Annotated in this window: 19 protein-coding genes and 1 tRNA gene; 14 read left to right on the top strand and 6 right to left on the bottom strand. The window is 55.7% G+C overall.

The annotated features are described in order from the left end of the window. The first annotated feature begins 92 nt into the window (after positions 1-92). Both IPN28_00635 and IPN28_00630 read left to right on the top strand, forming a co-directional pair. Positions 93-2,651, top strand: coding sequence for a DNA translocase FtsK 4TM domain-containing protein (locus IPN28_00635; GenBank protein ID QQS57359.1), 2,559 nt, complete (start codon positions 93-95; stop codon positions 2,649-2,651). Between the two features lie 137 nt (positions 2,652-2,788). After that, entirely contained in the window at positions 2,789-3,280 is a 492-nt protein-coding gene (locus IPN28_00630; protein QQS57358.1) for a hypothetical protein, read from the top strand. 230 nt (positions 3,281-3,510) lie between these two features. Here IPN28_00630 and IPN28_00625 read toward each other — a convergent pair whose 3' ends face one another. Beyond that, positions 3,511-5,055 carry a hypothetical protein gene (locus IPN28_00625; protein QQS57357.1) on the bottom strand — a complete coding sequence of 515 codons (1,545 nt, stop codon included), beginning with the start codon at positions 5,053-5,055 and terminating at the stop codon, positions 3,511-3,513. A 685-nt stretch (positions 5,056-5,740) separates the two neighbouring features. Between IPN28_00625 and IPN28_00620 the strand changes: the two genes are divergently transcribed. After that, positions 5,741-6,364 carry an outer membrane lipoprotein carrier protein LolA gene (locus IPN28_00620; GenBank protein ID QQS57356.1) on the top strand — a complete coding sequence of 208 codons (624 nt, stop codon included), beginning with the start codon at positions 5,741-5,743 and terminating at the stop codon, positions 6,362-6,364. A 17-nt stretch (positions 6,365-6,381) separates the two neighbouring features. Next, positions 6,382-7,023 carry a recombination protein RecR gene (gene recR / locus IPN28_00615; GenBank protein ID QQS57355.1) on the top strand — a complete coding sequence of 214 codons (642 nt, stop codon included), beginning with the start codon at positions 6,382-6,384 and terminating at the stop codon, positions 7,021-7,023. A 408-nt stretch (positions 7,024-7,431) separates the two neighbouring features. On the opposite strand, the gene IPN28_00610 is transcribed toward recR, so the two are convergent. After that, a complete protein-coding gene (locus tag IPN28_00610) occupies positions 7,432-7,692 on the bottom strand; it encodes a hypothetical protein (protein ID QQS58500.1) in 261 nt (86 codons plus the stop codon). A 267-nt stretch (positions 7,693-7,959) separates the two neighbouring features. Here IPN28_00610 and IPN28_00605 point away from each other — a divergent pair, with 267 nt between their 5' ends. Then, the gene (locus IPN28_00605) at positions 7,960-8,892 is read left to right on the top strand and encodes an IS1595 family transposase (GenBank protein ID QQS57354.1); all 933 of its coding nucleotides are present in this window, start codon (positions 7,960-7,962) and stop codon (positions 8,890-8,892) included. Between the two features lie 363 nt (positions 8,893-9,255). On the opposite strand, the gene IPN28_00600 is transcribed toward IPN28_00605, so the two are convergent. From IPN28_00600 to IPN28_00585, 4 genes are all read right to left on the bottom strand, one after another. Continuing rightward, entirely contained in the window at positions 9,256-9,393 is a 138-nt protein-coding gene (locus IPN28_00600) for a hypothetical protein (GenBank protein ID QQS57353.1), read from the bottom strand. 65 nt (positions 9,394-9,458) lie between these two features. Then, complete coding sequence (locus tag IPN28_00595) at positions 9,459-10,472, bottom strand: hypothetical protein (GenBank protein ID QQS57352.1); 1,014 nt, start codon at positions 10,470-10,472, stop codon at positions 9,459-9,461. Between the two features lie 4 nt (positions 10,473-10,476). Next, complete coding sequence (locus tag IPN28_00590; protein QQS57351.1) at positions 10,477-10,935, bottom strand: hypothetical protein; 459 nt, start codon at positions 10,933-10,935, stop codon at positions 10,477-10,479. Between the two features lie 65 nt (positions 10,936-11,000). Then, entirely contained in the window at positions 11,001-11,828 is an 828-nt protein-coding gene (locus tag IPN28_00585) for a response regulator (protein QQS57350.1), read from the bottom strand. 216 nt (positions 11,829-12,044) lie between these two features. Between IPN28_00585 and IPN28_00580 the strand changes: the two genes are divergently transcribed. From IPN28_00580 to rpoN, 9 genes are all read left to right on the top strand, one after another. Further along, a tRNA-Leu gene (locus IPN28_00580) sits at positions 12,045-12,130 on the top strand. 32 nt (positions 12,131-12,162) lie between these two features. Next, positions 12,163-12,774 (top strand): ribonuclease D, encoded by a 612-nt coding sequence (locus IPN28_00575; GenBank protein ID QQS57349.1) that lies wholly within the window; start codon positions 12,163-12,165, stop codon positions 12,772-12,774. A gap of 1 nt (position 12,775) precedes the next feature. Then, entirely contained in the window at positions 12,776-13,768 is a 993-nt protein-coding gene (locus IPN28_00570) for a KpsF/GutQ family sugar-phosphate isomerase (GenBank protein QQS57348.1), read from the top strand. Positions 13,769-13,778: 10 nt separating this feature from the next. Next, the gene (gene lptC / locus IPN28_00565; GenBank protein QQS57347.1) at positions 13,779-14,477 is read left to right on the top strand and encodes an LPS export ABC transporter periplasmic protein LptC; all 699 of its coding nucleotides are present in this window, start codon (positions 13,779-13,781) and stop codon (positions 14,475-14,477) included. After that, positions 14,474-15,268 (top strand): ostA-like family protein, encoded by a 795-nt coding sequence (locus IPN28_00560; protein QQS57346.1) that lies wholly within the window; start codon positions 14,474-14,476, stop codon positions 15,266-15,268. Before lptC ends, IPN28_00560 begins: the two co-directional genes overlap by 4 nt. 45 nt (positions 15,269-15,313) lie before the next feature. Then, positions 15,314-15,958, top strand: a complete 645-nt coding sequence (locus IPN28_00555) for a LysE family translocator (protein QQS57345.1) — start codon at positions 15,314-15,316, stop codon at positions 15,956-15,958. Between the two features lie 21 nt (positions 15,959-15,979). Further along, positions 15,980-16,750 (top strand): LPS export ABC transporter ATP-binding protein, encoded by a 771-nt coding sequence (lptB, locus tag IPN28_00550; protein ID QQS57344.1) that lies wholly within the window; start codon positions 15,980-15,982, stop codon positions 16,748-16,750. Between the two features lie 115 nt (positions 16,751-16,865). After that, entirely contained in the window at positions 16,866-17,621 is a 756-nt protein-coding gene (locus IPN28_00545; GenBank protein ID QQS57343.1) for a hypothetical protein, read from the top strand. Between the two features lie 184 nt (positions 17,622-17,805). Beyond that, a complete protein-coding gene (gene rpoN, locus IPN28_00540) occupies positions 17,806-19,284 on the top strand; it encodes an RNA polymerase factor sigma-54 (GenBank protein ID QQS57342.1) in 1,479 nt (492 codons plus the stop codon). The last annotated feature ends 99 nt before the right edge of the window (positions 19,285-19,383 follow it).

The following is a 19,383-nucleotide window of genomic DNA, read 5'->3' as shown; positions in this document are numbered from 1 at the left end:
ATTTGTTATCTTGGGGTGTCCTTATCGGACTCATGCTTTGTTAAACTTTCTCTGACACACTCCTTCTCCCGTTCAACCTTCTGAATTGAATCATGGCCCGGACCCGCACGATCAAACGCAAACGCAAGGGAAAAAACAAGCAGCCCACGATTCCGTTCGTGCCGGAATCGCTGCAGGCTTTCACGGCGCGGCGGTTTCTGGACGCTTTCGCGCTGAGTCTTCTGGCGGGGGCGCTTTTTATTATTGCCGCGCTGGCCAGTTACAGCCCGGTCGATCCGTCCTGGAATACCGCGAGTTCCGAGGTTACAGAGGCGGATGTGGCCAATCTCGGCGCACTGCCGGGGGCGTGGACGGCGGATGTTCTGCTGCAGACCTTAGGCGCGGGCGCCTTTACGCTGGCGATTGTTTTGGGGTTCTGGGCGTGGCGGCTGTTCCGGCGGCAGACGATCCGGCCTGTAAGTCTGAGGCTGGCGGCGACGCTGGTTCTGAGTATTCTGGCCTCGATCGCTTTGGCGCAGATTCCCTCGGGACACTGGATTGCCCATCCCTATCTGGGGAGCAGCGTGGGTACGCTGATGCTCAATCAGTTTTCCGTTTTTTCGCAGGCTTACGGGTTTGGCTACGGGCCGGGGATATTTTCCCTGTTGTGCGCGTTGCTGGCGGTTCCGGTTTTTATTTTTGCTGCGGCTTTTTCCCGTGAGGAGGTTGCGGGGGCCGCCTTTGCCGCCAAGGTCGGCGTCTATACGGTGATTGGAACGTGCATTGCTTCGGTGCGCGGGTTTTTGAACTGGGTGCAGCATTACAACGATCCTGATTATGAGGTTGATTCTCCTTCGTTTGGTTTTCTGGAGAAGGTCAGGGCGTGGCGCGAGGAGCGGGCGGCGCGGCGCGCGGCCAGGGATGAAGAGGATGAAGAGTCCGATGATGACGAAGAGGCAGAAGAGGGTGAAATCGAGAGTGAGGATTCCGATTCTGAAGATGGTGAGGAAGAGGCTGCGCCCCTTGCGGCCCGAAAACCCAAAAGCCAGATTCCTGTTGTGACTCCCACGGCTGCGAAAAAACCTGCGGCTGCAAAAAAGAAATCCGGGGGGCAGCAGCAAAGCCTTGCGCTTTCGGATGTCGAGGATTGGCAGTTGCCGGATGTGTCCTTGATTCAAGAGGTTCCCAAGGACGTTGTCAGCCGCAAACCCAATGAGGAATCGCTCCGTAAGAATGCCGAATTGCTGCGGAATGTTCTGGCGGATTTCAATATTCACGGCGATATCAGCTCGATCCATCCGGGGCCGGTCGTGACGCTTTACGAGCTTGAGCCGGCGCCGGGGACGAAAACGTCCCGCGTTATATCCCTGAGCGACGATATCGCGCGGTCGATGTCGGCGATTTCCGTTCGCTGCGCGGTCGTACCGGGGCGCAACGTGATCGGGATTGAACTGCCCAACAAGGAGCGGCAGACGGTTTATATGCGGGAGATGCTGGAATCGCGGCTTTATGAGAAGACCAATGCGAAGCTGCCGCTGATTCTGGGCAAGGATATCGGCGGGCAGGCGGTTCTGGCCGACCTTGCGAAGATGCCGCATTTACTTGTGGCGGGGACGACGGGGTCGGGGAAGTCGGTGGCCGTCAACACGATGATTATGTCCTTGCTGTTCCGACTGTCGCCGCAGCAATGCCGATTTATCATGATCGACCCGAAGATGCTGGAACTGTCGGTTTACGACAATATTCCGCACCTGCTCTCGCCTGTCGTCACGGAGCCGGGGAAGGCGATCGTGGCGCTGAAATGGGCGGTGCGGGAGATGGAAAACCGTTACCGCAATATGTCCAAGCTCGGCGTGCGGAATATCGAAGGCTATAATTTGCGGATCCGGGAAGCGATCAAGAAGGGCGAGGAAATCGTCCAGAAGGTGCAGACCGGAATCGACCGCGACACAGGCGAGGCGGAGTTCGAGGATGTTTCGCTGGAGCTTAAGGAGCTGCCCTATATCGTGGTGGTGGTGGACGAATTCGCCGACCTGATGCTGGTGGCCGGGAAAGATGTTGAGAACGCAATCCAGCGGCTGGCGCAGATGGCGCGGGCGGCGGGGATTCACCTGATCATGGCGACGCAGCGGCCGTCCGTAGACGTTATTACGGGCGTTATTAAAGCGAACTTCCCGACGCGGATCAGTTTTCAGGTCACCTCCAAGATCGATTCGCGCACTATATTGGGCGATTCCGGGGCGGAGCAGCTCCTGGGCATGGGGGATATGCTTTATATGGCGCCGGGCGGGCGCGTGACGCGGGTGCATGGGCCGTTCGTTTCGGACGAGGATGTGGAGAAATCCGTCTCCTTCCTCAAGAGTCAGGCGTCGCCGGATTATATCGACAACCTCACCGATGACGGGGATTACGGGGACAGCGAGATCATGTCCGCGATGTTCGGCGGCGGGAAAGAGGGATCCTCCAACGATGTGGACGAGCTTTATGACCGCGCTGTGGCCATCGTGGCGCGGGAGGGCAAGGTTTCGACCAGTTTTGTGCAGCGGCACCTGCAGATCGGGTATAACCGCGCGGCGCGGATCGTGGAGGAGATGGAGAAGCAGGGGATCATCTCCCCGGCGAATGCGACGGGCAAGCGGGAAATTCTCGTGCGCGATTTCAGCGACGTTTAGGTTCAATCTGCGGCTCAAAATTGACCGGACTAAGTGGAGTGGTCAGGACTAGGTCCAGCGGGTCCGGTTTTTGTCGGTTAAGGTGTTGATCTTCCACAAATTGCGTTACTGTGGACTCAGTTCTTAGGGGGCACCGCATGGATGAGGAAAGCAGGAAAAAAGCATTTGAGCTTCATGAAGAAGGGGATGCGTCCGCACTTTTTGAGTTTATTCAGCCTTTTCTGGAAAAAGACGATCCGTATGCCCATTATTTTTATTCGCGGTTTAGCCTCCGTGAGTGGAATGAGAGTCACGAAGAGTTTGAAAGAAGAAGCTTGAAACATCTTCAGATTGCTGCCGATCGTGGTGTTCGAGAGGCCAAGTTTGCTTTGGGGTGTGATCATATGTTCGGTGATTTTTATGCAGAGGTTAATCAAGAGAAGGGTGCGCGGCTTATAAAGGAAGCAGCGGAAATGGGGCACTCCGAAGCCATGTTCTGTTACGGGAAAGACCTGCTTTACGGTTCTTTTGGTTTTCAGAAGAATGTCCTGCAGGGGCTTGAATATATTCAAAGGGCGCTTGAAGCGGGAGTTGAGGGTGTTAAAGAGTATTTAGAATTTATCGGTAAACTTCCAGAAGATCAGGAATAGCCGAGGGATGCTTGCTCTGTTTTTACCGCAGAGGCGCAGAGAGCGCAGAGTTTTTTAAACACAAAGACCACAACGATCACAACGCAGCCCGCGCTTCCTTCTGTCATTCCCGCGAAAGCGGGAACCCAGTTTTTTGTTTTTTTCCCCCTCTCCCTTGATCCCTCTCCCCGCTGGCGGGGAGAGGGAAAGAAGCGGGATTGCGGCGTGTTATGGGCCGCGTGAGCCAAGTTTTATCTGCACAGGGCGCCGTTGGGTCTGGGCGGCACAGCATCCTCGCGTATGACGCACGAATGGTTGCCGATCCCATTTAATACTTTCAGGCCGGGGGCGATAACAAATTTTACGCTCGATATCCCATAGAAACCCGAGGGGAGGCGCGGGATATCCTTAATAATCCGAAAATCGCCCGAATGCAGTATTTCTATCGCGCCTTCGTTCACAAGCTGCGCTATTCCGGCCCATTGCGGCATGACCTCATAACGTTCGGCGGGCAAGTCAGAGACAACTGCGGATGGATCAAAATCCGCTATTCCGGCGGGGTGGTACCTTAAAAGTTCTCGCCAGAGTTCGTCGTTAAATCCGGGGGGCAGGGGTTTCCCGTCCCTGTCTTTGCGGTCTCCATCCTTTTCCTTTGGGATGATTTGCACTGTGCGGGGCGGTCCGGTGAATATTATGACGTCATTTCCTTCACCGCCTTCAAAATAAACACTGTTTCCCTTGTTCTTTTTCTCCGAATCCTGAAGCGGGAAGGAGACTTTGCCCTCAGATAGAACTATTTCGTTGGCGCCGTACGAACCGCCCATTTCGTCTGGAAAGCGCCCGGTGAGGTATTTTATCGCCGATTTGGCGGAGAGAATCTCGACGCCTTGCGCGTCGTAGTAATACGGAATGCATTTTTGGCCCAGAAACGTTACGCGGTCCTTTTCGATACCGACAACTCCGCTTCCTGACTTTTTCTTTTTATTCGTCTCAAAGCTTGCGACAACGACCTGTTTTATCGCTTGAGTATTGCCCTCAATTTTCCAGATTATGGCTTCATAGCTGGTTAAAATGAGGTATGTCTCCAGCTGGTCATCTTTTATTTTAATCGTGGCTGCCAAGGTCTCCTTGTCCTGACCCACGGCGGTCACTGTGGAGAGCGCTTGCCCCTCGTAAGCGCCGATGCTTACGATCTTCAAGTCTCCGGGTTTTGTTTTGATTTCACAGAGTTTGCTTTCCTGCGCGTCTGTCGCGTTTGTTTTATGGAATTCATCGAGAGATTTAAACTCCTCCTCCGCTATGATCCCGTCGCGGTCCTTATCGACATTGTTGAAGGCCTTTAGCGCCAGCGCTTCGAGTTCAAGGTCGGTCAGTTCGCCGTTTTTGTCAGGGTCAAGGTTCAGATAGCTCTGGTCCCTAGATGTGTAATTTTCATTAATATGCGTCTTCGTTTCTTCGCCGAGTTCCGACATTTCCTGATAGGTCAAGATTTCATCCTTGTTCGTGTCCAGTTCTTTTAGAAGCTTAAGCTGGTTTTCGACATCGCTTAGAATTCTTTCGTTGTCGGTTGCGGACGGTTCACCGTTCACTCTTTTCGAGTGCACCTCGATCAAGTAGTTTCTTGCTTCCGTGAGTGTGACCTGTGCGTCGAAATTCGTGTCGTAGAACATAAGATTCTGTATTTGAGCTCTTCTCGCGTTTTGGAGAGCTTGGGTTTTTTTGCGTTCAATATCGGAGGCCGTCAGTTTTTTTCTTTCAAAGCCTTCGCGCCTTAAAAACTGCATCACCTGAGACATGAAATCTTCTTTTGTCACATTCGGGCGCAGATGCTGGCGTAATGCCAGAGGGATGGGAACGGTTTCCGGGTTTGGTTCTTCCGTTGTCGGGGTGTTCTGATCTTGTGTATTTTCCTGTGCTGCGGCCAGACAAGGTGAAGTTGTCAGTGCAAAAAACAGATATATTGTCAGGGCAAATCGCATCATCAGCTTTCTATATTTTTTTCAAAGAACCGGATCGACGTTAAGGTTCACGCATGATTATGCGAAATATTTTGCCTGAAGTCTAAGTTTTTTATGTAAAAACTTTGTAAATTTTCTTCAGGTGCGTTTGCGGGGATGCTTTGGTTCTTTTGAGGCTTTGCCCCTCTCCCTTGGTCCCTCTCCCCGCAGGCGGGGAGAGGGAGATGGCGCAAGCGCATGGTGTCTTGGTGCTGTGGCGACGAAATCGGCGCTCAAAGATTCTGTCCTTTGAATCGCAAAGACGCGAAGCGGGCGGCGCTTCTGTCGCCTTTCCGGCGTAAGCGGGAACTGGTTTTTTTATGGTTTTACCCCTCTCCCTTGATCCCTCTCCCCGCAGGCGGGGAGAGGGAAAGGGTGGGGATGCTTTGGTGCAGAGAATGGTGCGATCATTCGCGGCGTATTATTGGCTGTGGGGGTTGTTTTTAACTTTCAAGCGCGGGGCTTTTATATTATGGCTTTCAGTATGAAGCGTTTTTCCCTGATTCTCTCCGTGTTGTGTCTCTTTGGCGCCGGGGCGGCGTTTGCGGCGGTCGATGCCGGGGATGTGGCCAAGGCCGAGGCCTATTTCCAGAAGCTGAAAACCGCGCAGGCGCGGTTCGTGCAGACCACGCATAACGGGCAGCAGGTGACGGGGACGTTCTATCTGAGCCGTCCGGGCAAGCTGCGGTTCGAGTACGACCCGCCGAACAAGGATTTCGTGGTGGCGGACGGGACGTTCATCTATTTTTATGACGGGGAGCTGGATGAGCAGACCAATGCGCCGATCGGCACGACTCTGGCGGATTTCTTTTTGCGGAAGGAGTTTTCGCTGAAAGGCGATCTGACGGTCAAGGAGACGCGGACGATGGCCGGATTTCTGCAGGTCGAGGTGACGCAAACGGCGGACCCGGCCGAAGGGACGCTGACCTTCGCGTTTACGGAAAGCCCGTTCGCGCTCAAGAAATGGCGCGTGGTGGACGGGCAGGGGGCGATCACGGAAGTCGAGTTGTTTTATCTGAAGACCGGGGTCGAGCTGGATAAAAAGCTGTTCGGGTATGTCGATCCGAAATTCAAGGACGAGGGCCGGAAGCCGTCGTTCAATGACTGACGCGTATCGGGGGGCGTATGAGCGAAGGCGGGCCGCTTGACCATCTGATCCGAATGCTGGCGGGTTTGCCGGGGCTGGGCAATCGCTCGGCGCGGCGGATTGCGCTGCATCTGATCGAGCGCCGGGAGGCGCTGATGCTGCCGCTGGCGCGGGGGCTGGAGCGGGTGGCCACGGAGATCAAGGATTGCGCGGTGTGCGGGAATCTCGACTCGGTTTCGCCGTGCCGGATTTGCTGCGATCCGCATCGGGATGCCGCAAAAATCTGTATCGTGGCGCATGTCAGCGATGTGTGGGCGGTCGAGCGCACGGGCGCTTACAAGGGGCGGTATCACGTTCTCGGCGGTCTTTTATCCGCTCTGGACGGGATCGGGCCGGGGGATTTGCGGATCGATTCGCTTTTGTCGCGCCTGAAGGACTCTCCGCAGGTTGCAGCAAACGATGGGCCTCTCAACGGGAAGGGTCCGGGGGTCGAGGAAGTTATTCTGGCGCTTTCGGCCACGGTGGACGGGCAATCGACCGCGCATTATATCTCCGACCGGTTGCAGCATTTTTCGTTGCGCGTTACGCGATTGGCGCACGGCGTTCCGGTGGGCGGGGAGCTGGATTATCTGGATGACGGAACGATCGTGACGGCGCTCAATTCACGCAGTGCCGCTTGAAGATTTTTAAACACGACGCGCACAACGATCACAACGAGGCCTGCGCTTCCTTCCGTCATTCCGGCGAAGGCCGGAACCCATTATAAAAACTACAGAGATAGGCAGAGGAAGACAGAGCGCGGAACGCTTTATGTCTTGGCGGCTTTGCGATTCATTGCTGCAAGCGCGATGAGTTCATTTGAATCGCGAAGACGCGAAGCGGGCAGTGCCTGTCTTTATTTCTGCGCCTTAATTGTCATTCCTGCGAAAGCGGGAAGCTGATTAATGGTTTTCACCCCTCTCCCTTGATCCCTCTCCCCGCAAACGGGGAGAGGGAACGGGGCGCGGAAATCTCTATCTTTCGCTGCGCTCTCTGTTTTTTGTTTTCTGGATCCCCGCTTGCGCGGGGATGCTAAAGAGGTAAACTTTCTATTCTTTTTCAGACAGATAGACGTCGCCGCTGGTCGTGCCGGAGCGGAGGACGGCGAGGTGGGTGTAATGGCCGGCCTGATCGCCGCCGATGGCGATGTCATAATACAGGCCTGCGGGGAAGTAATGGTCGGTTGAAGCCGCTGTGACGGTGGAGTCGCCGAATTTCACGAACACGGGCACGGTGGCGTAAAGGCTGACGATTTTGGTGTCCGCCGCGAAAGCCGTTGTGTTTCTGGCCGAGGATGCGGTGGCGGCGATCTGGTGGGCGCCGGATGGCTTCAGGCGCAGGGCGGGGATGGCGCGGTCGTTGGCGTCGGTGGGCATCAAAGTGGGCATGGGGTTATCTCCTTCAATATAGAAAATGAGTCCTGAAAATGAAAAACCCGCCGAGGGGCGGGCGGATTTCGGGTGTTGATGGTTTGAGTATTGATCAGAGGCCGATTTTTGTCAAGAAAATATTCCTAATTATATACTTGACTGCAAATAAAAAGATGGTCATAATTTAGTTATATTAGGAGCTAAGCTATGAATTTGACTGACAAAATTTACAACGATGAAGACGCCGCCCGCATCCATTTGGAGGCTATAAGGTGGCCTAACGGCGTAATTTGTCCGATCTGCGGCGGTACTGATAAGATCAAGCCGTCTAAGATGAAAAACAAGGCCACTAAAGCCAACCCTGTACCCAAAGAAGTTAGGGGTTACTACCATTGCGGCGATTGCTGCGACAGGTTCACAGTCAGAACGGGCATGATTTATGAAAGATCACACATCCCCTTGCATAAGTGGGTCTTGGCCACGCATCTTCTTTGCTCTTCTAAAAAAGGCATGAGCGCCCACCAGTTGCACAGAATGTTAGGACTGACATACAAATCCGCTTGGTTTATGGCGCACAGGATTCGTGAGGCCATGATGGAAACTTTTGGCGAACCTATGGGCGGCGAAGGTGAGAGCGTTCAGATTGATGAAACCTACTTCGGCAAGAAAGAGGTTGTTACCAAGCGCACGATTCGCGGCAAGCCGAGCCATAGCAGCAAAATGTCTGTGGTCACGCTGGTTAGCAAGGGCAAATCCCGCACTTTCCATGTCGATACGGCGAATGTGGCTACGATCCGCGAAATTCTAGCCAAGAACGTAAAGCAGGAAACCGCCCTGCACACAGATGAAAGCAATCTTTACAAGAAGGTCGGCCAAGAATACGGCGATCATAAAACAGTCAAGCACACTGCGGGCCAATATGTTAATAAAGGCGTTCATGTGAATAGCTGCGAAAACTATTTTTCCATCTTCAAGCGCGGCATGAGGGGTGTTTACCAGCACTGCAAAGAAAAACACTTGCAGCGCTATTTGAACGAGTTTGATTTCCGGTACAACAGCCGCGATATTACTGACTCTGACAGGGCGTTGCTTTGCCTCAAAGGTGCTGAGGGTAAAAGACTGACTTACCGCGGGGCTTAAAGCAACACGCAACCTTGGCCCCAATCAAAAACACTAACCAGTGAAAAGAAAAGGCAGAGCCGCTAGACTCCGCCTTAAACTTTAGTTACAATTCGCCGCTAGGGCGCGGCTCAGTGCTGGGGAGGAACTCCCATTCAACCCCCAGAGGGTGCAATTCCCTTCGCGTCCACCTTATTAAGTTTCTCCTTACGGAGAAATGGAGCGGGACTAACATCCGCACAGACAGGTCGCTTTGGTTTGGACGCCGAGCGGCCTGTTCTGTTCCGTCATTGCCTATAAATAGTCAACGACGAATTAAATTATGCACGAAGTGGTAATAATAATAAAGATAAAAATTTAATCCGAAAAAATCAAAAAATATTCTTAGCCCGCATCGTCAGATTCCAAGGTTTCCTTGGCTTCCAGAGATTTTTTGTCCGCCTTAGACTTTAAAGGCTTTGGCGGGGTGTTCAGCATGGTCTTTAAAACCGCATCGCGGCGCTTTTCATCTTCGTTGCTCATGAGTGGGATTATAGATTTAGGCGCGGTAAAAACCAGCAGTCAAGTATATAATTAGGAAAATATTCCTATTTCTTTTTAATGTGGCGGTGGGCGCGGACCCAGTAGGGGGCGAAGGCGGCCCAGCCGGAGACCCAGAGGGCGATCATCTGATCCCCCGCCGCGAGAAAAAGATCGGAAAAGAGCAGGATGGAGAGAACCAGAAGGCCGCGGACCGCATAGGCGGCGCGTTCGTATTCCCTCCATGAGGCTTTCAGCAACGAAAGGGCGCACAGACACCAAGGCGTGTAAAACAGGAAGAGGCCGAGCCAGCCGAGTTCGAGGGCGCGCTGCGAGACCGGGGTCAGCGGGTGCGGGGCGAGTTTCATGGATTGCAGCAATTCCAGGCTTTCCCAGCCGAAACCGTAAGGGCCGATCTTCGTCAGGTCAATCAGCAGGAGAGTCGTGAAGCTTTCGTTGGCGAAGTTGACCAGAAAGGCCACAAGCAGAAGCACGGCGCAGAGGAACCGCAGGGGGCGGGCAGGGGTGCGGTAGGCGTAGCTCTGCCCCAGCCAGAAGGCGGCGCCGATGATAAAGAGTATGCTCAGTCTGCGCGCCGCGATGAGGAGGCTCATGGTGTAGGATTTCAGGTTCTCGCCGGTGATTTCGCGCACAACGGCATCGAGATTGTTTTTGAAAGCGGGGACGGGGGCCGGCATCGCGGGGAAGAGCGTCATGGCCACGCCCCAGGCGGCGAAGGCGAGGGCACAGGCGATCCAGAAGATTCCGGGAAGCCGGAGCGCCCGCAGGGCCATCATCCCCCGCTGCATATATTGTTCGTGGCTGAGCTGGTTGAGAATTTTTTGAGGCAGTGTCAGGGCGGGGTTGTATTCGGAATAATCGTAATGTCCCGCCTTTGCCAGCCGCGCCGAGAAATCGCGCAGGTTTTTCAGCCGTGCTATCAACGCTACGCCCCACAGCACGGCCAGAAGGCCCAGACGCTCATTTGAAACAGGGACAAAGGCGAAGGCCAGTGTGGTCGCGCCGAGCAAGAGCACATAGATCACAAGATCGAACTCGGCGCCGGAGAGGAGACGTCTCATGCGCTTACCCTCCGTCTTCGCTTTGTTTTTCGGACAGCGGCGGATCAAGGGCGAGAATCTGGCGGCGCAGGGCCATCATCCGCGGCAACAGGGCGCGAGGAAGATTTCCGGCGTGATCGGGCAGGGCTTGCCATATCTGCGGATTGTAGGGATCGGATTTCAAGGCCTGCAGATATTCCTGGAAGGCGGCCTGGAGAAGATCGTTTTGCAGAGTCCGGCCTACCGTTTCCTGCGCGGCTTGCTCTTGCAGGCTTTGCGCCTTTTGCAGATGGGCATTGGAGGCGTCCCGCGGATCAGCCCGCAGGATCAACAGGATTCCCAAAAAGGTAAAGAGAAGAGTCAGAACCGTGCCGGTTCCGAGCAGAACACTTCTGATTCTGTGCCTGTTGATGCGTATCATGTGACGTCCCGTGCGGGTCTGCGGGCGGGGATATTGTCCGCAGGTGGCCAGACCTGCGGTCATGATAGCGTATGGGTTTGGGAGAAAAAACAGGTTTTCGCGTTTATCAAGCCCTGATCAACGGCGGATTAGCGTTTGGCGCTGTCCTTGGTCAGGTAATGCTCGACGATCTGAGAGCCGACGGGGAGATCGACCAGCTTGACCGTGACTTCGGGGGCGACTTCGCCGGCGGCGAAGAAATCCTTGAAGCCCGCGACGGCTTCGGCGAAGCGGTTGGCGGCCTCTTCCGGTTCGGTTTCGTAGAGGGGGCGCTGGAGCAAAAGCGCGTATTCGAAGCGCTCGGTCTGGGCGATGATGTCGGATTGACGGCGCAGGCGCACGAGGTACTGGGAGAGTTTGGCCACGGCGTAATCGGCGGCATACGGGCCTTCGCGCTCGGCGATGTCCTGATAGTTCGAAAGACGGATGAAAACGATGTAGGTGCGCTCGCCGTAGCGGTCGGCGCGGTCTATGGCGGAGAGAAAAAGCTGGTTGAAGGCGGATTTGGCGATGATGCCTCCGGCGCTCGGGAAATCCTCCTTGTCGTCGCCGATGCGCTTGATCAGAGCGGTGAGGCGCTTGGCGCTTTCGACTTTTTTGTCGAGGCTTTCGGGGTCGATCGGCTTGGCGATGAAATCATTGGCGCCGGACTGGATGGCCTCGATCTGGGTGCCTTCGGTGGCCATATGAAGCACGTAGGGATAATTCGAGCTGGCGCGGCGGATGTTGAGGATCACCGGGCGGGCGCTGGTCAGCGGCATAGGGTCAATGAAGATCATATCGAAGCGTTCGTTGGCGAGAAGCTCGACGGCGTTGTTCTTTGAGGTCTCTTCCTTGATCTGATGACCGAGCGGTTCAAGACGCGCTTTCATCAGCTGGGCGGTTATGCCTTCCCGGTCCACGATAAGAATTTTCATAACGATATGCCTTTGAAATCTTTGTCTTTTTAATGTGTCATAACGCAGAGGGCAGTGCAAATGCCTTCCGATGATGGCAGAAAATCCCTATGGAAATGTTAACGGGAGTTTTTTGTTTTCGTTAAGACTTTGCTCCGGCATGGTTTGACTTTCGGCGGCGTCTGGGATAGAGAATTTCATCTGTCTTGGACCTGTGACAAACAGGAACGGCGCAGAGCCCAGGTGGCGAAATGGTAGACGCGCCAGTTTCAGGTACTGGTGACCGCGAGGTTGTGGAGGTTCGAGTCCTCTCCTGGGCACCACTTTTTATTAACATAAAACCAATGAGCCGGATTTGAGCATCACATTGCATAAAGAGGATCTTCCCAGCGGGCTGAGTTTCGGCGAAGCTGTGGCCGTGGACACCGAGACGATGGGGCTAAACCCCCTGCGCGACCGTTTGTGCCTGGTTCAGCTTTCGGCCGGGGACGGGACGGCGCATCTGGTGCAGTTTTCGGGGAAGAGTTACAACGCGCCGAATTTGTCGGCCCTCATGGCCAATCCTAAAGTTGTGAAGATTTTTCATTTTGCGCGGTTTGATATTGCGACACTCAGGCATCATCTGGGCGTGGATTGCGCGAGTTTGTATTGCACCAAAATCGCCTCGAAGCTGGCGCGGACCTATACGGACGATCACAGTCTGCGCGGGGTTTGCCGCGATCTGCTGGGCGTCGAGATCAGCAAGCAGCAGCAATCCTCGGACTGGGGGGCGGCGGAGCTGACGAGCGAACAACTCAGCTATGCGGCCAGCGATGTTTATTATCTGCACAAGCTGCGGGCGCAGCTGGAGATCAAGCTCAAACGCGAGGGGCGGGCGGAACTGGCGCGGAAGTGCTTTGACTTCCTGCCTGCACGGGCGGCGCTTGATCTGGCCGGATGGGCGCAAACCGATATTTTCGAGCACTAACTTGAAGCCACAGAGCGAAACAGATATCAGCCATGCGGTTCGTGTCCTGACCGCTGAGTCGGACGCTTTGGCGCAGCTTGCGCGCAGTATCGATCAGAATTTTGCCGATGCGGTTTCCGCCATTCATGCCATGAAAACTGCCGCGCGCGGTTCGGGGCGTCTGATCGTCGCGGGGATCGGCAAGAGCGGCCATGTGGCGCGGAAGATTGCGGCCACTCTGGCTTCGACCGGGACGCCCGCCTATTACGTTCATCCGGGCGAGGCGAGTCACGGCGATATGGGGATGATTACGCCCAAGGATGTGGTTTTGATGCTCTCCAATTCCGGGGAGAATGTTGAGCTGAGCGACCTTATCCATTATTCGAAACGTTTCGATATTACGCTGATTGCCCTGACGGGCAACCCCGACAGTACGCTGGCGAAGTATGCGGATATCAAGCTGATTTACCCGAAAGTGCCCGAAGCGTGCCCGAACGGGCTGGCGCCCACGACCTCTACGACCATGATGATCGCGCTGGGCGATGCCTTGGCTGTCGCGCTTTTGGAGCGGATGGGGCTGACGCCCGAACAATATAAAGTCTTTCATCCGGGCGGAAAGCTGGGGCAGAGGCTGATGAAGGTTTCGGAGTTGATGGTTTCGGGGGCCGATCTGCCGCTGGTGCCGCCGGAGAGCCTGATGGACCGGACGCTGATCGTGCTGACGGAGAAAAATCTCGGCGTGGCGCTGGTCGTGAACGATGCGGGCGGGCTTCTTGGTCTTGTTACGGACGGGGATCTGAAGCGGCATATGGCACCGGACCTGCTGCAGAGGTCCGTCACGGAGATTATGACGAAAAATCCCAAATCCATTTCCCCGGATGCGCTGGCTGTAGAGGCGCTCGATCTCATGACCAAGAAGAAGGGGCGGTATCTGACGACCCTTGTGGTGATGGATGGCGAGCGTTTATGCGGTATTATCCGTTTGCAGGATTGTCTGCAGGCCGGGATCGCGTGAGGCTCGTGCCGTGACAGGGGACATCGACAGGCCGGCAAATTTTTCTCCCCAGAGCGACGCACAACGGCGCGAGCGTCTGAGCCGCCGGGAGGTCTCCGCGGAGGTTTATAGTGAAAGCTATACGAAGTTCGTGCGGACGCTGCGGCTGGTTCTGCCGTTGCTGGCGGCGGGGATCGTGATGGTTTTGTTCCTGTGGCCTGCGGGTGATGAGGAGGCGATCATTCCCGTCAAGCAGGACAAGGAGATGCTCAAGGGGCAGAATGTTGCCAAGAATGAGTTGACGAATCCGCATTTCGAAAGCGCGGATAAAAAGAACAATCCCTATAAAATCAGTGCTTTGCGTGCGGTGATGGGGGAGAAGAACGAAAACCTGATCATGATGGAACAGCCGGTCGGGGAGATGCGGATGGAGAACGGGGCGAAGGTGCGCGTGACTTCGCGGACGGGCGCTTATCGGCGGGATACGGAACGGTTTTACCTGAACGGGGCGGTCGATATCACGCATGATCGGGGTTATACATTGAAAAGCGAGGAGACGCATTTCGACCTCAAGGCCAAGCTGGCGTGGTCGGATGTGGATGTGACGGCCACGGGGCCGGATGTTTCGATCTCTGCCAAGGGATTGAGGGCGGATAACGAGAAGGGGACGCTGTTGTTTACGGGACCAGCTACGCTGACGCTCGATCAGGGGCTGGAGGGGCTTGAATGAGGATTGTGCGGTTTGCTTTTTTGTTGATGCTTTTTTGTGCGCCTGCTGTCTACGCGCAGCAAAATCCCGTCAAGAAGGGCGAGAAGCTGGAGATCACCGCCGACGGGAGCCTTGAATGGCACCGCAACGAGAAATTCTTCCGCGCCAAGAAGAATGTGCGGGCGCAGCAGGGGGCGACGGTTCTCACTTCCGCGTTGCTGACGGCGCATTATACGGAAACCAAAGACGAGGATATGAGCATTCAGCAGATTGAGGCCGAGGGCGGGGTCGTTATCGAATCCGCGCAGAGCAAGGCTTACGGTGAGCGGGCGGTCTATGACCTCAATAAAGGGCTGGCGACGATGACGGGGAAGGGGCTGAAGCTGGTCACCGCGCAGCATACCGTTACGGCGCGGGAGCGTTTCGAATACTGGGCGAATGAGGGGCGGCTCAAGGCCATCGGGCGGGCCGTAGCCGTGCAGGGCGAGGACCGGATCGAGGCGGATACGCTTTCGGCGGTTTTTGTGCAAAATAAAGAAGGAAAGCGGGTTCTCAAGACGTTGGAAGCTCAGGGGAATGTGAAAATCACGACGCCGACGGAAGTGCTGACCGGGGATTACGGGATCTACAAGGCCGAGACAAATACGGCGGAGGTCAAAGGCAACGTCAAGATCGTGCGCGGGCCGAACACGCTGGAGGGCGACCGGGCGCAGGTGGATCTGAACACGAATGTCAGTTCGATGTTCGGGGGCGAGGGGACGGGCCGGGTGAAGGCGGTGTTTTTCCCCGGCTCGGAGAAAAAGCCTGAATAGTTGCGGGCGTTGTGATAGTTTGGTTTTTTACGGGACTCATTCTTTATGGAATTTTTTCTGAAATGGCTGTTGATGGCGTCGGTGCAGGGTGCAGCTACGATTTCGCCGGGTCCGGCCTTTGTCGTGGCGGTCCGCAACGCCATGGCCTATGACCGCCGGACGGGGATTTTTACCGCGTTCGGGCTGGGTCTGGGGGTTGCTGTGCATGTGCTGGTGGTTTTGTGCGGTCTGGCGGTTTTGCTGCAGCATTATACGTTTGTGTTCGATGTCATCCGCTATGCGGGGGCGGCTTACCTGATTACTATCGGGGGCAAGGCGATTTTATTGACCAAGCGCAGGGACAGGGAGGCATCCGGCGATGCGATTCCCGACGTTCCGCAGGCCAGGGAAATGATCTCCGGCCGCAAGGCGCTGTCCGTCGGGTTTTTGACGAACCTTCTCAATCCCAAGGCGGTGGTGTTCTTTACCGCCGTGTTCACCCAATTCATCGGGCCGGGGACGCCGCTTTCGGTCATGGCGCTTTACGGGTTAACCTCGGTTGTTATTGAAATTGCGTGGTTTTCCGGGGTTGCGGTGGTTCTGACGGACCGGCGGATCAAGGAGCGGTTTCTAGGGATCGTGCATTGGGTCGAGCGGACGTGCGGCGGGCTGATGATCGGATTAGGTGTAAAACTGGCGTTTTCGCGGTAGAATGGATATAAGAATATCGTTATGACAAACACAGCGACGATCAAAAGAAAGCCCAAGCTGCAGGCCGTTCCGCGCGGCCTGATGGCGCAGCATTTGTCGAAATCGTACAAGAAGCGGCCTGTCTTGCGGGATGTCAGCCTGTCGATTGAGCGGGGGGAGGCGGTGGCGCTGCTCGGCCCGAACGGGGCGGGGAAGACAACGTGTTTTCATATTATCACCGGGCTGATCCAGCCGAACGGCGGGGCGATCTTGCTGGACGGGCAGGCGATCACGAATTTGCCGATGTACCGCCGGGCGCGGCTCGGCGTCGGGTACCTGCCGCAGGAATCCTCGATATTCCGCGGTTTGAGCGTTGAGGATAATATCCGGGTGGTGGTGGAATCGCAGCCCCTGTCGGCCGAGGATCAGGAGTTGCTGCTGGAGGATTTGCTCGCCGAGTTCGGGGTGGAGCATTTGCGGCGCACCCCGGCGCTGGCGCTTTCAGGCGGGGAGCGGCGGCGGGTGGAGATTGCGCGGGCGCTGGCGGCGCGACCGAATTTTATTCTTCTGGACGAGCCGCTGGCCGGGATCGACCCGATCGCGGTCGGGGAAATCCGTAACCTGATTTCGCAGCTAAAAACGCGGGGGATCGGCGTTCTGATTACCGACCATAATGTGCGGGATTGCCTGGGGATCGTGGACCGCGCCTATATCCTGCATGACGGGCGGGTTTTGATGGAAGGCACGCCGGACGATATTGTCGGCAATGAGGATGTGCGGCGGGTTTATCTGGGCGAGGGGTTTAGTTTGTAGCTCTGGCTGTGAATTTTTTTTCAAATGCAGTGTTGACGGCGGGCGATTCTTTGGTTAAGTGATAGTCATTCTCAAGTGAGAATCGTTATCATTATTAATTAGGAGTCTTCGCTTCATGTTGCGTCCTTTTTCTTTCTCTCAGGCTTCCCTTTTTGCGGTTCTTTGCAGTGTCACGGCTCTGGCCGGGGCGGGTTCGGCTCATGCGACCAAGAAAGTCCGAAACCCCTATGTCACGCAGGGGGAGCTTGAGGTCGAGTGGAAGGGCGGGGTGACGCATGACGACGATGACGAGGGGCAGGACGGGGCATGGCAGCAGAAGGCCGCCGTGGCTTATGGCGTCACGGAATGGGTGCAAGTTGAGATTGAGGGCGAGGTGGAGAAGGACGGGGATTCGGATGATGCCGAATTCACCGCGCTGGCTCTGGAGACCAAAATCCAGCTCACCGAACAGGGCGAATACTGGGCCGATGCGGGGGTGTTTCTGGAATTCGAGAAGAACCTGCAGGGCGGGGCGGACAAGGTGGAGGGCAAGCTGCTGCTGGCCAAGGACACGGGCAAACTGAGTCATCTGGCCAATATCATCCTTGAGCGGGAGGTCGGCGAGGATTCGGGCGATGAGACGGAGCTGGGTCTGGCATGGAGCAGCCGCTACCGCTACCATGAGTCTTTCGAGCCGGGGATCGAGATTCACAGCAATTTCGGGGGAATCGGCGAGGGCGAGGGGTTCGATGAGCAGGATCACCGAATCGGTCCGGTTGCTTATGGAAAAATAGGATATTTCAAGTATGATGTCGGGTATCTGGTCGGCGTGTCCGACGATGCACCGGACGGCACCGTCAAGGCCATTCTGGAATATGAATGGTATTTCTAGGGTCGGCCCACAACTTTCCAAAGGCCTGAAAATACAGGCTTTATACGGCCTGTGTCTTGATCCTAAGCTGTTGTTTTGACTCTTATATTAGGGGGCACTTTTTCCGGCATCGAACTTGCATTAACTTTTGAAGGGGGAGCAATTAGTTTCTTCTGCTAATTTATTAATGTGGTAAAATGGGCTTATGACTTCGTTATCCCAGAAGCTTGATCTCCGGCATTCCCAACAGCTTGTGATGACGCCGCAGTTGCAGCAGGCGATCAAGCTGTTGCAGTTGAATAATATTGAACTCAACGAATTTCTTGAGCAGGAGATGGAGAAGAATCCGCTGCTGGAGATGGCGGAGAGTGCGCCGGAAACACCGACCGTAGAGGATGAAGCCTATCAAGGGCCGGAGGCGAAGGCGGAACCCTCCGAGGAGTCCGACGGGTATACCGGATATGAAGAATCCGCGGCGATGGAGTATGATCCGGGGTCGGGGCTGAGCATGGCGGGGGCCGGGGGCAACACCAAGTTCGAGGATACGGATTACAGTTTCGAGGACCGGATGTCGGTCCAGAAGAGTCTGCGTGAGCATCTGTCGGACCAGTTGCACGTCACGTTCGGGGATAACCGCGACCGGATGATCGGGGCGCTTTTGATCGACCGCATCGATGAAAGCGGGTATCTGCGCGAGGGCCATGCGGAGCTTGCGGAGCGGCTGGGTTGTTCGCTGGAGCGGGTCGAGCGGCTTCTGACGCAGATGAAACAGTTTGACCCGACGGGGGTTTTCGCCGCCGATCTTCAGGAGTGTCTTGCGCTGCAGCTTGAGGAACAGGGGAAGATGGATGCGCCGATGCAGGTGCTTCTGGAGAATCTGCATCTGCTGGCCAATCACGACATGGCGGCGCTGGGCAAAATCTGCGGGGTGAATTCGGCCTATCTGATGGATATGGTGGAGGAGGTCAAGGCGCTGAACCCCAAGCCGGCCTCATTGTTCGAGAATCTGGTGGTGCAGACGGCGATTCCCGATGTGCTGATGCGGCGGTTGCCTAAACACATTGGGGGCGGATGGCGCGTGGAGCTGAACCATGAGACCTTGCCGCGGGTGCTGATCAATCAGGAGTACTACGCTCAGGTTTCGCAGGCGGCGGGCAGCAAGAAGGACAAGGAGTATCTGAGCAACCAGATGGCTTCGGCGAACTGGCTGGTGCGGGCGCTGGACCAGCGGGCGCAGACGATTTTGAAGGTGGCCAGCGTGATCGTCGAGGAGCAGGACGCGTTTTTCAATTACGGGATCGAGTTTTTGCGGCCTCTGACGCTGCGCGACGTGGCCGAGAAGATCAGTATGCACGAGAGCACTGTTTCGCGGGTGACGACGAATAAATATATCGGTACGCCGCGGGGGCTGTTCGAACTGAAATATTTCTTTACCACGGCTTTGACCTCCGAGGATGGCAGTGTGCATTCCGCCGAGGCGGTGAAGGCGCGGATCAAGACGATGATTGACCAGGAACTGGCGGAGGATGTGTTGTCGGACGATGCGGTCGTCGCCCTTTTGAAGAAAGAAGGGATCGATCTGGCGCGGCGGACGGTCGCCAAATACCGTGAGGCGATGGGAATCGGGTCATCGGTGCAGCGCCGGCGGGTCAAAAAGGCCCGAATGGCCCATAAACACGAATAAATATTTTTATCAACGCTGTGGTTTGTGCTATTTTTAAAGTATGTTCATTCCCGATGACGTCTTCGAACCGTGCGGTCTTTCAGAGGCTTTTCCGGTTCG

It is taken from the genome of Alphaproteobacteria bacterium, assembly GCA_016699735.1.
Classification (GTDB): Bacteria; Pseudomonadota; Alphaproteobacteria; order Micavibrionales; family Micavibrionaceae; genus JAGNKE01.
The sequence above is the reverse complement of the archived record's forward strand: the minus strand, read 5'-3'. Positions and strand labels throughout refer to the sequence as shown.

What these genes read in the sequence shown, in the direction of transcription:
- IPN28_00635 (QQS57359.1), top strand. Translation starts at nt 93, where the DNA reads ATGGCCCGGACCCGCACGATCAAACGCAAACGCAAGGGAAAAAACAAG.
- IPN28_00630 (QQS57358.1), top strand. Translation starts at nt 2,789, where the DNA reads ATGGATGAGGAAAGCAGGAAAAAAGCATTTGAGCTTCATGAAGAAGGG.
- IPN28_00625 (QQS57357.1), bottom strand. Translation starts at nt 5,055, where the DNA reads ATGTCTCAGGTGATGCAGTTTTTAAGGCGCGAAGGCTTTGAAAGAAAA.
- IPN28_00620 (QQS57356.1), top strand. Translation starts at nt 5,741, where the DNA reads ATGAAGCGTTTTTCCCTGATTCTCTCCGTGTTGTGTCTCTTTGGCGCC.
- recR (QQS57355.1), top strand. Translation starts at nt 6,382, where the DNA reads ATGAGCGAAGGCGGGCCGCTTGACCATCTGATCCGAATGCTGGCGGGT.
- IPN28_00605 (QQS57354.1), top strand. Translation starts at nt 7,960, where the DNA reads ATGAATTTGACTGACAAAATTTACAACGATGAAGACGCCGCCCGCATC.
- IPN28_00600 (QQS57353.1), bottom strand. Translation starts at nt 9,393, where the DNA reads ATGAGCAACGAAGATGAAAAGCGCCGCGATGCGGTTTTAAAGACCATG.
- IPN28_00595 (QQS57352.1), bottom strand. Translation starts at nt 10,472, where the DNA reads ATGAGACGTCTCCTCTCCGGCGCCGAGTTCGATCTTGTGATCTATGTG.
- IPN28_00590 (QQS57351.1), bottom strand. Translation starts at nt 10,935, where the DNA reads ATGACCGCAGGTCTGGCCACCTGCGGACAATATCCCCGCCCGCAGACC.
- IPN28_00585 (QQS57350.1), bottom strand. Translation starts at nt 11,828, where the DNA reads ATGAAAATTCTTATCGTGGACCGGGAAGGCATAACCGCCCAGCTGATG.
- IPN28_00560 (QQS57346.1), top strand. Translation starts at nt 14,474, where the DNA reads ATGAGGATTGTGCGGTTTGCTTTTTTGTTGATGCTTTTTTGTGCGCCT.
- IPN28_00555 (QQS57345.1), top strand. Translation starts at nt 15,314, where the DNA reads ATGGAATTTTTTCTGAAATGGCTGTTGATGGCGTCGGTGCAGGGTGCA.
- lptB (QQS57344.1), top strand. Translation starts at nt 15,980, where the DNA reads ATGACAAACACAGCGACGATCAAAAGAAAGCCCAAGCTGCAGGCCGTT.
- IPN28_00545 (QQS57343.1), top strand. Translation starts at nt 16,866, where the DNA reads ATGTTGCGTCCTTTTTCTTTCTCTCAGGCTTCCCTTTTTGCGGTTCTT.
- rpoN (QQS57342.1), top strand. Translation starts at nt 17,806, where the DNA reads ATGACTTCGTTATCCCAGAAGCTTGATCTCCGGCATTCCCAACAGCTT.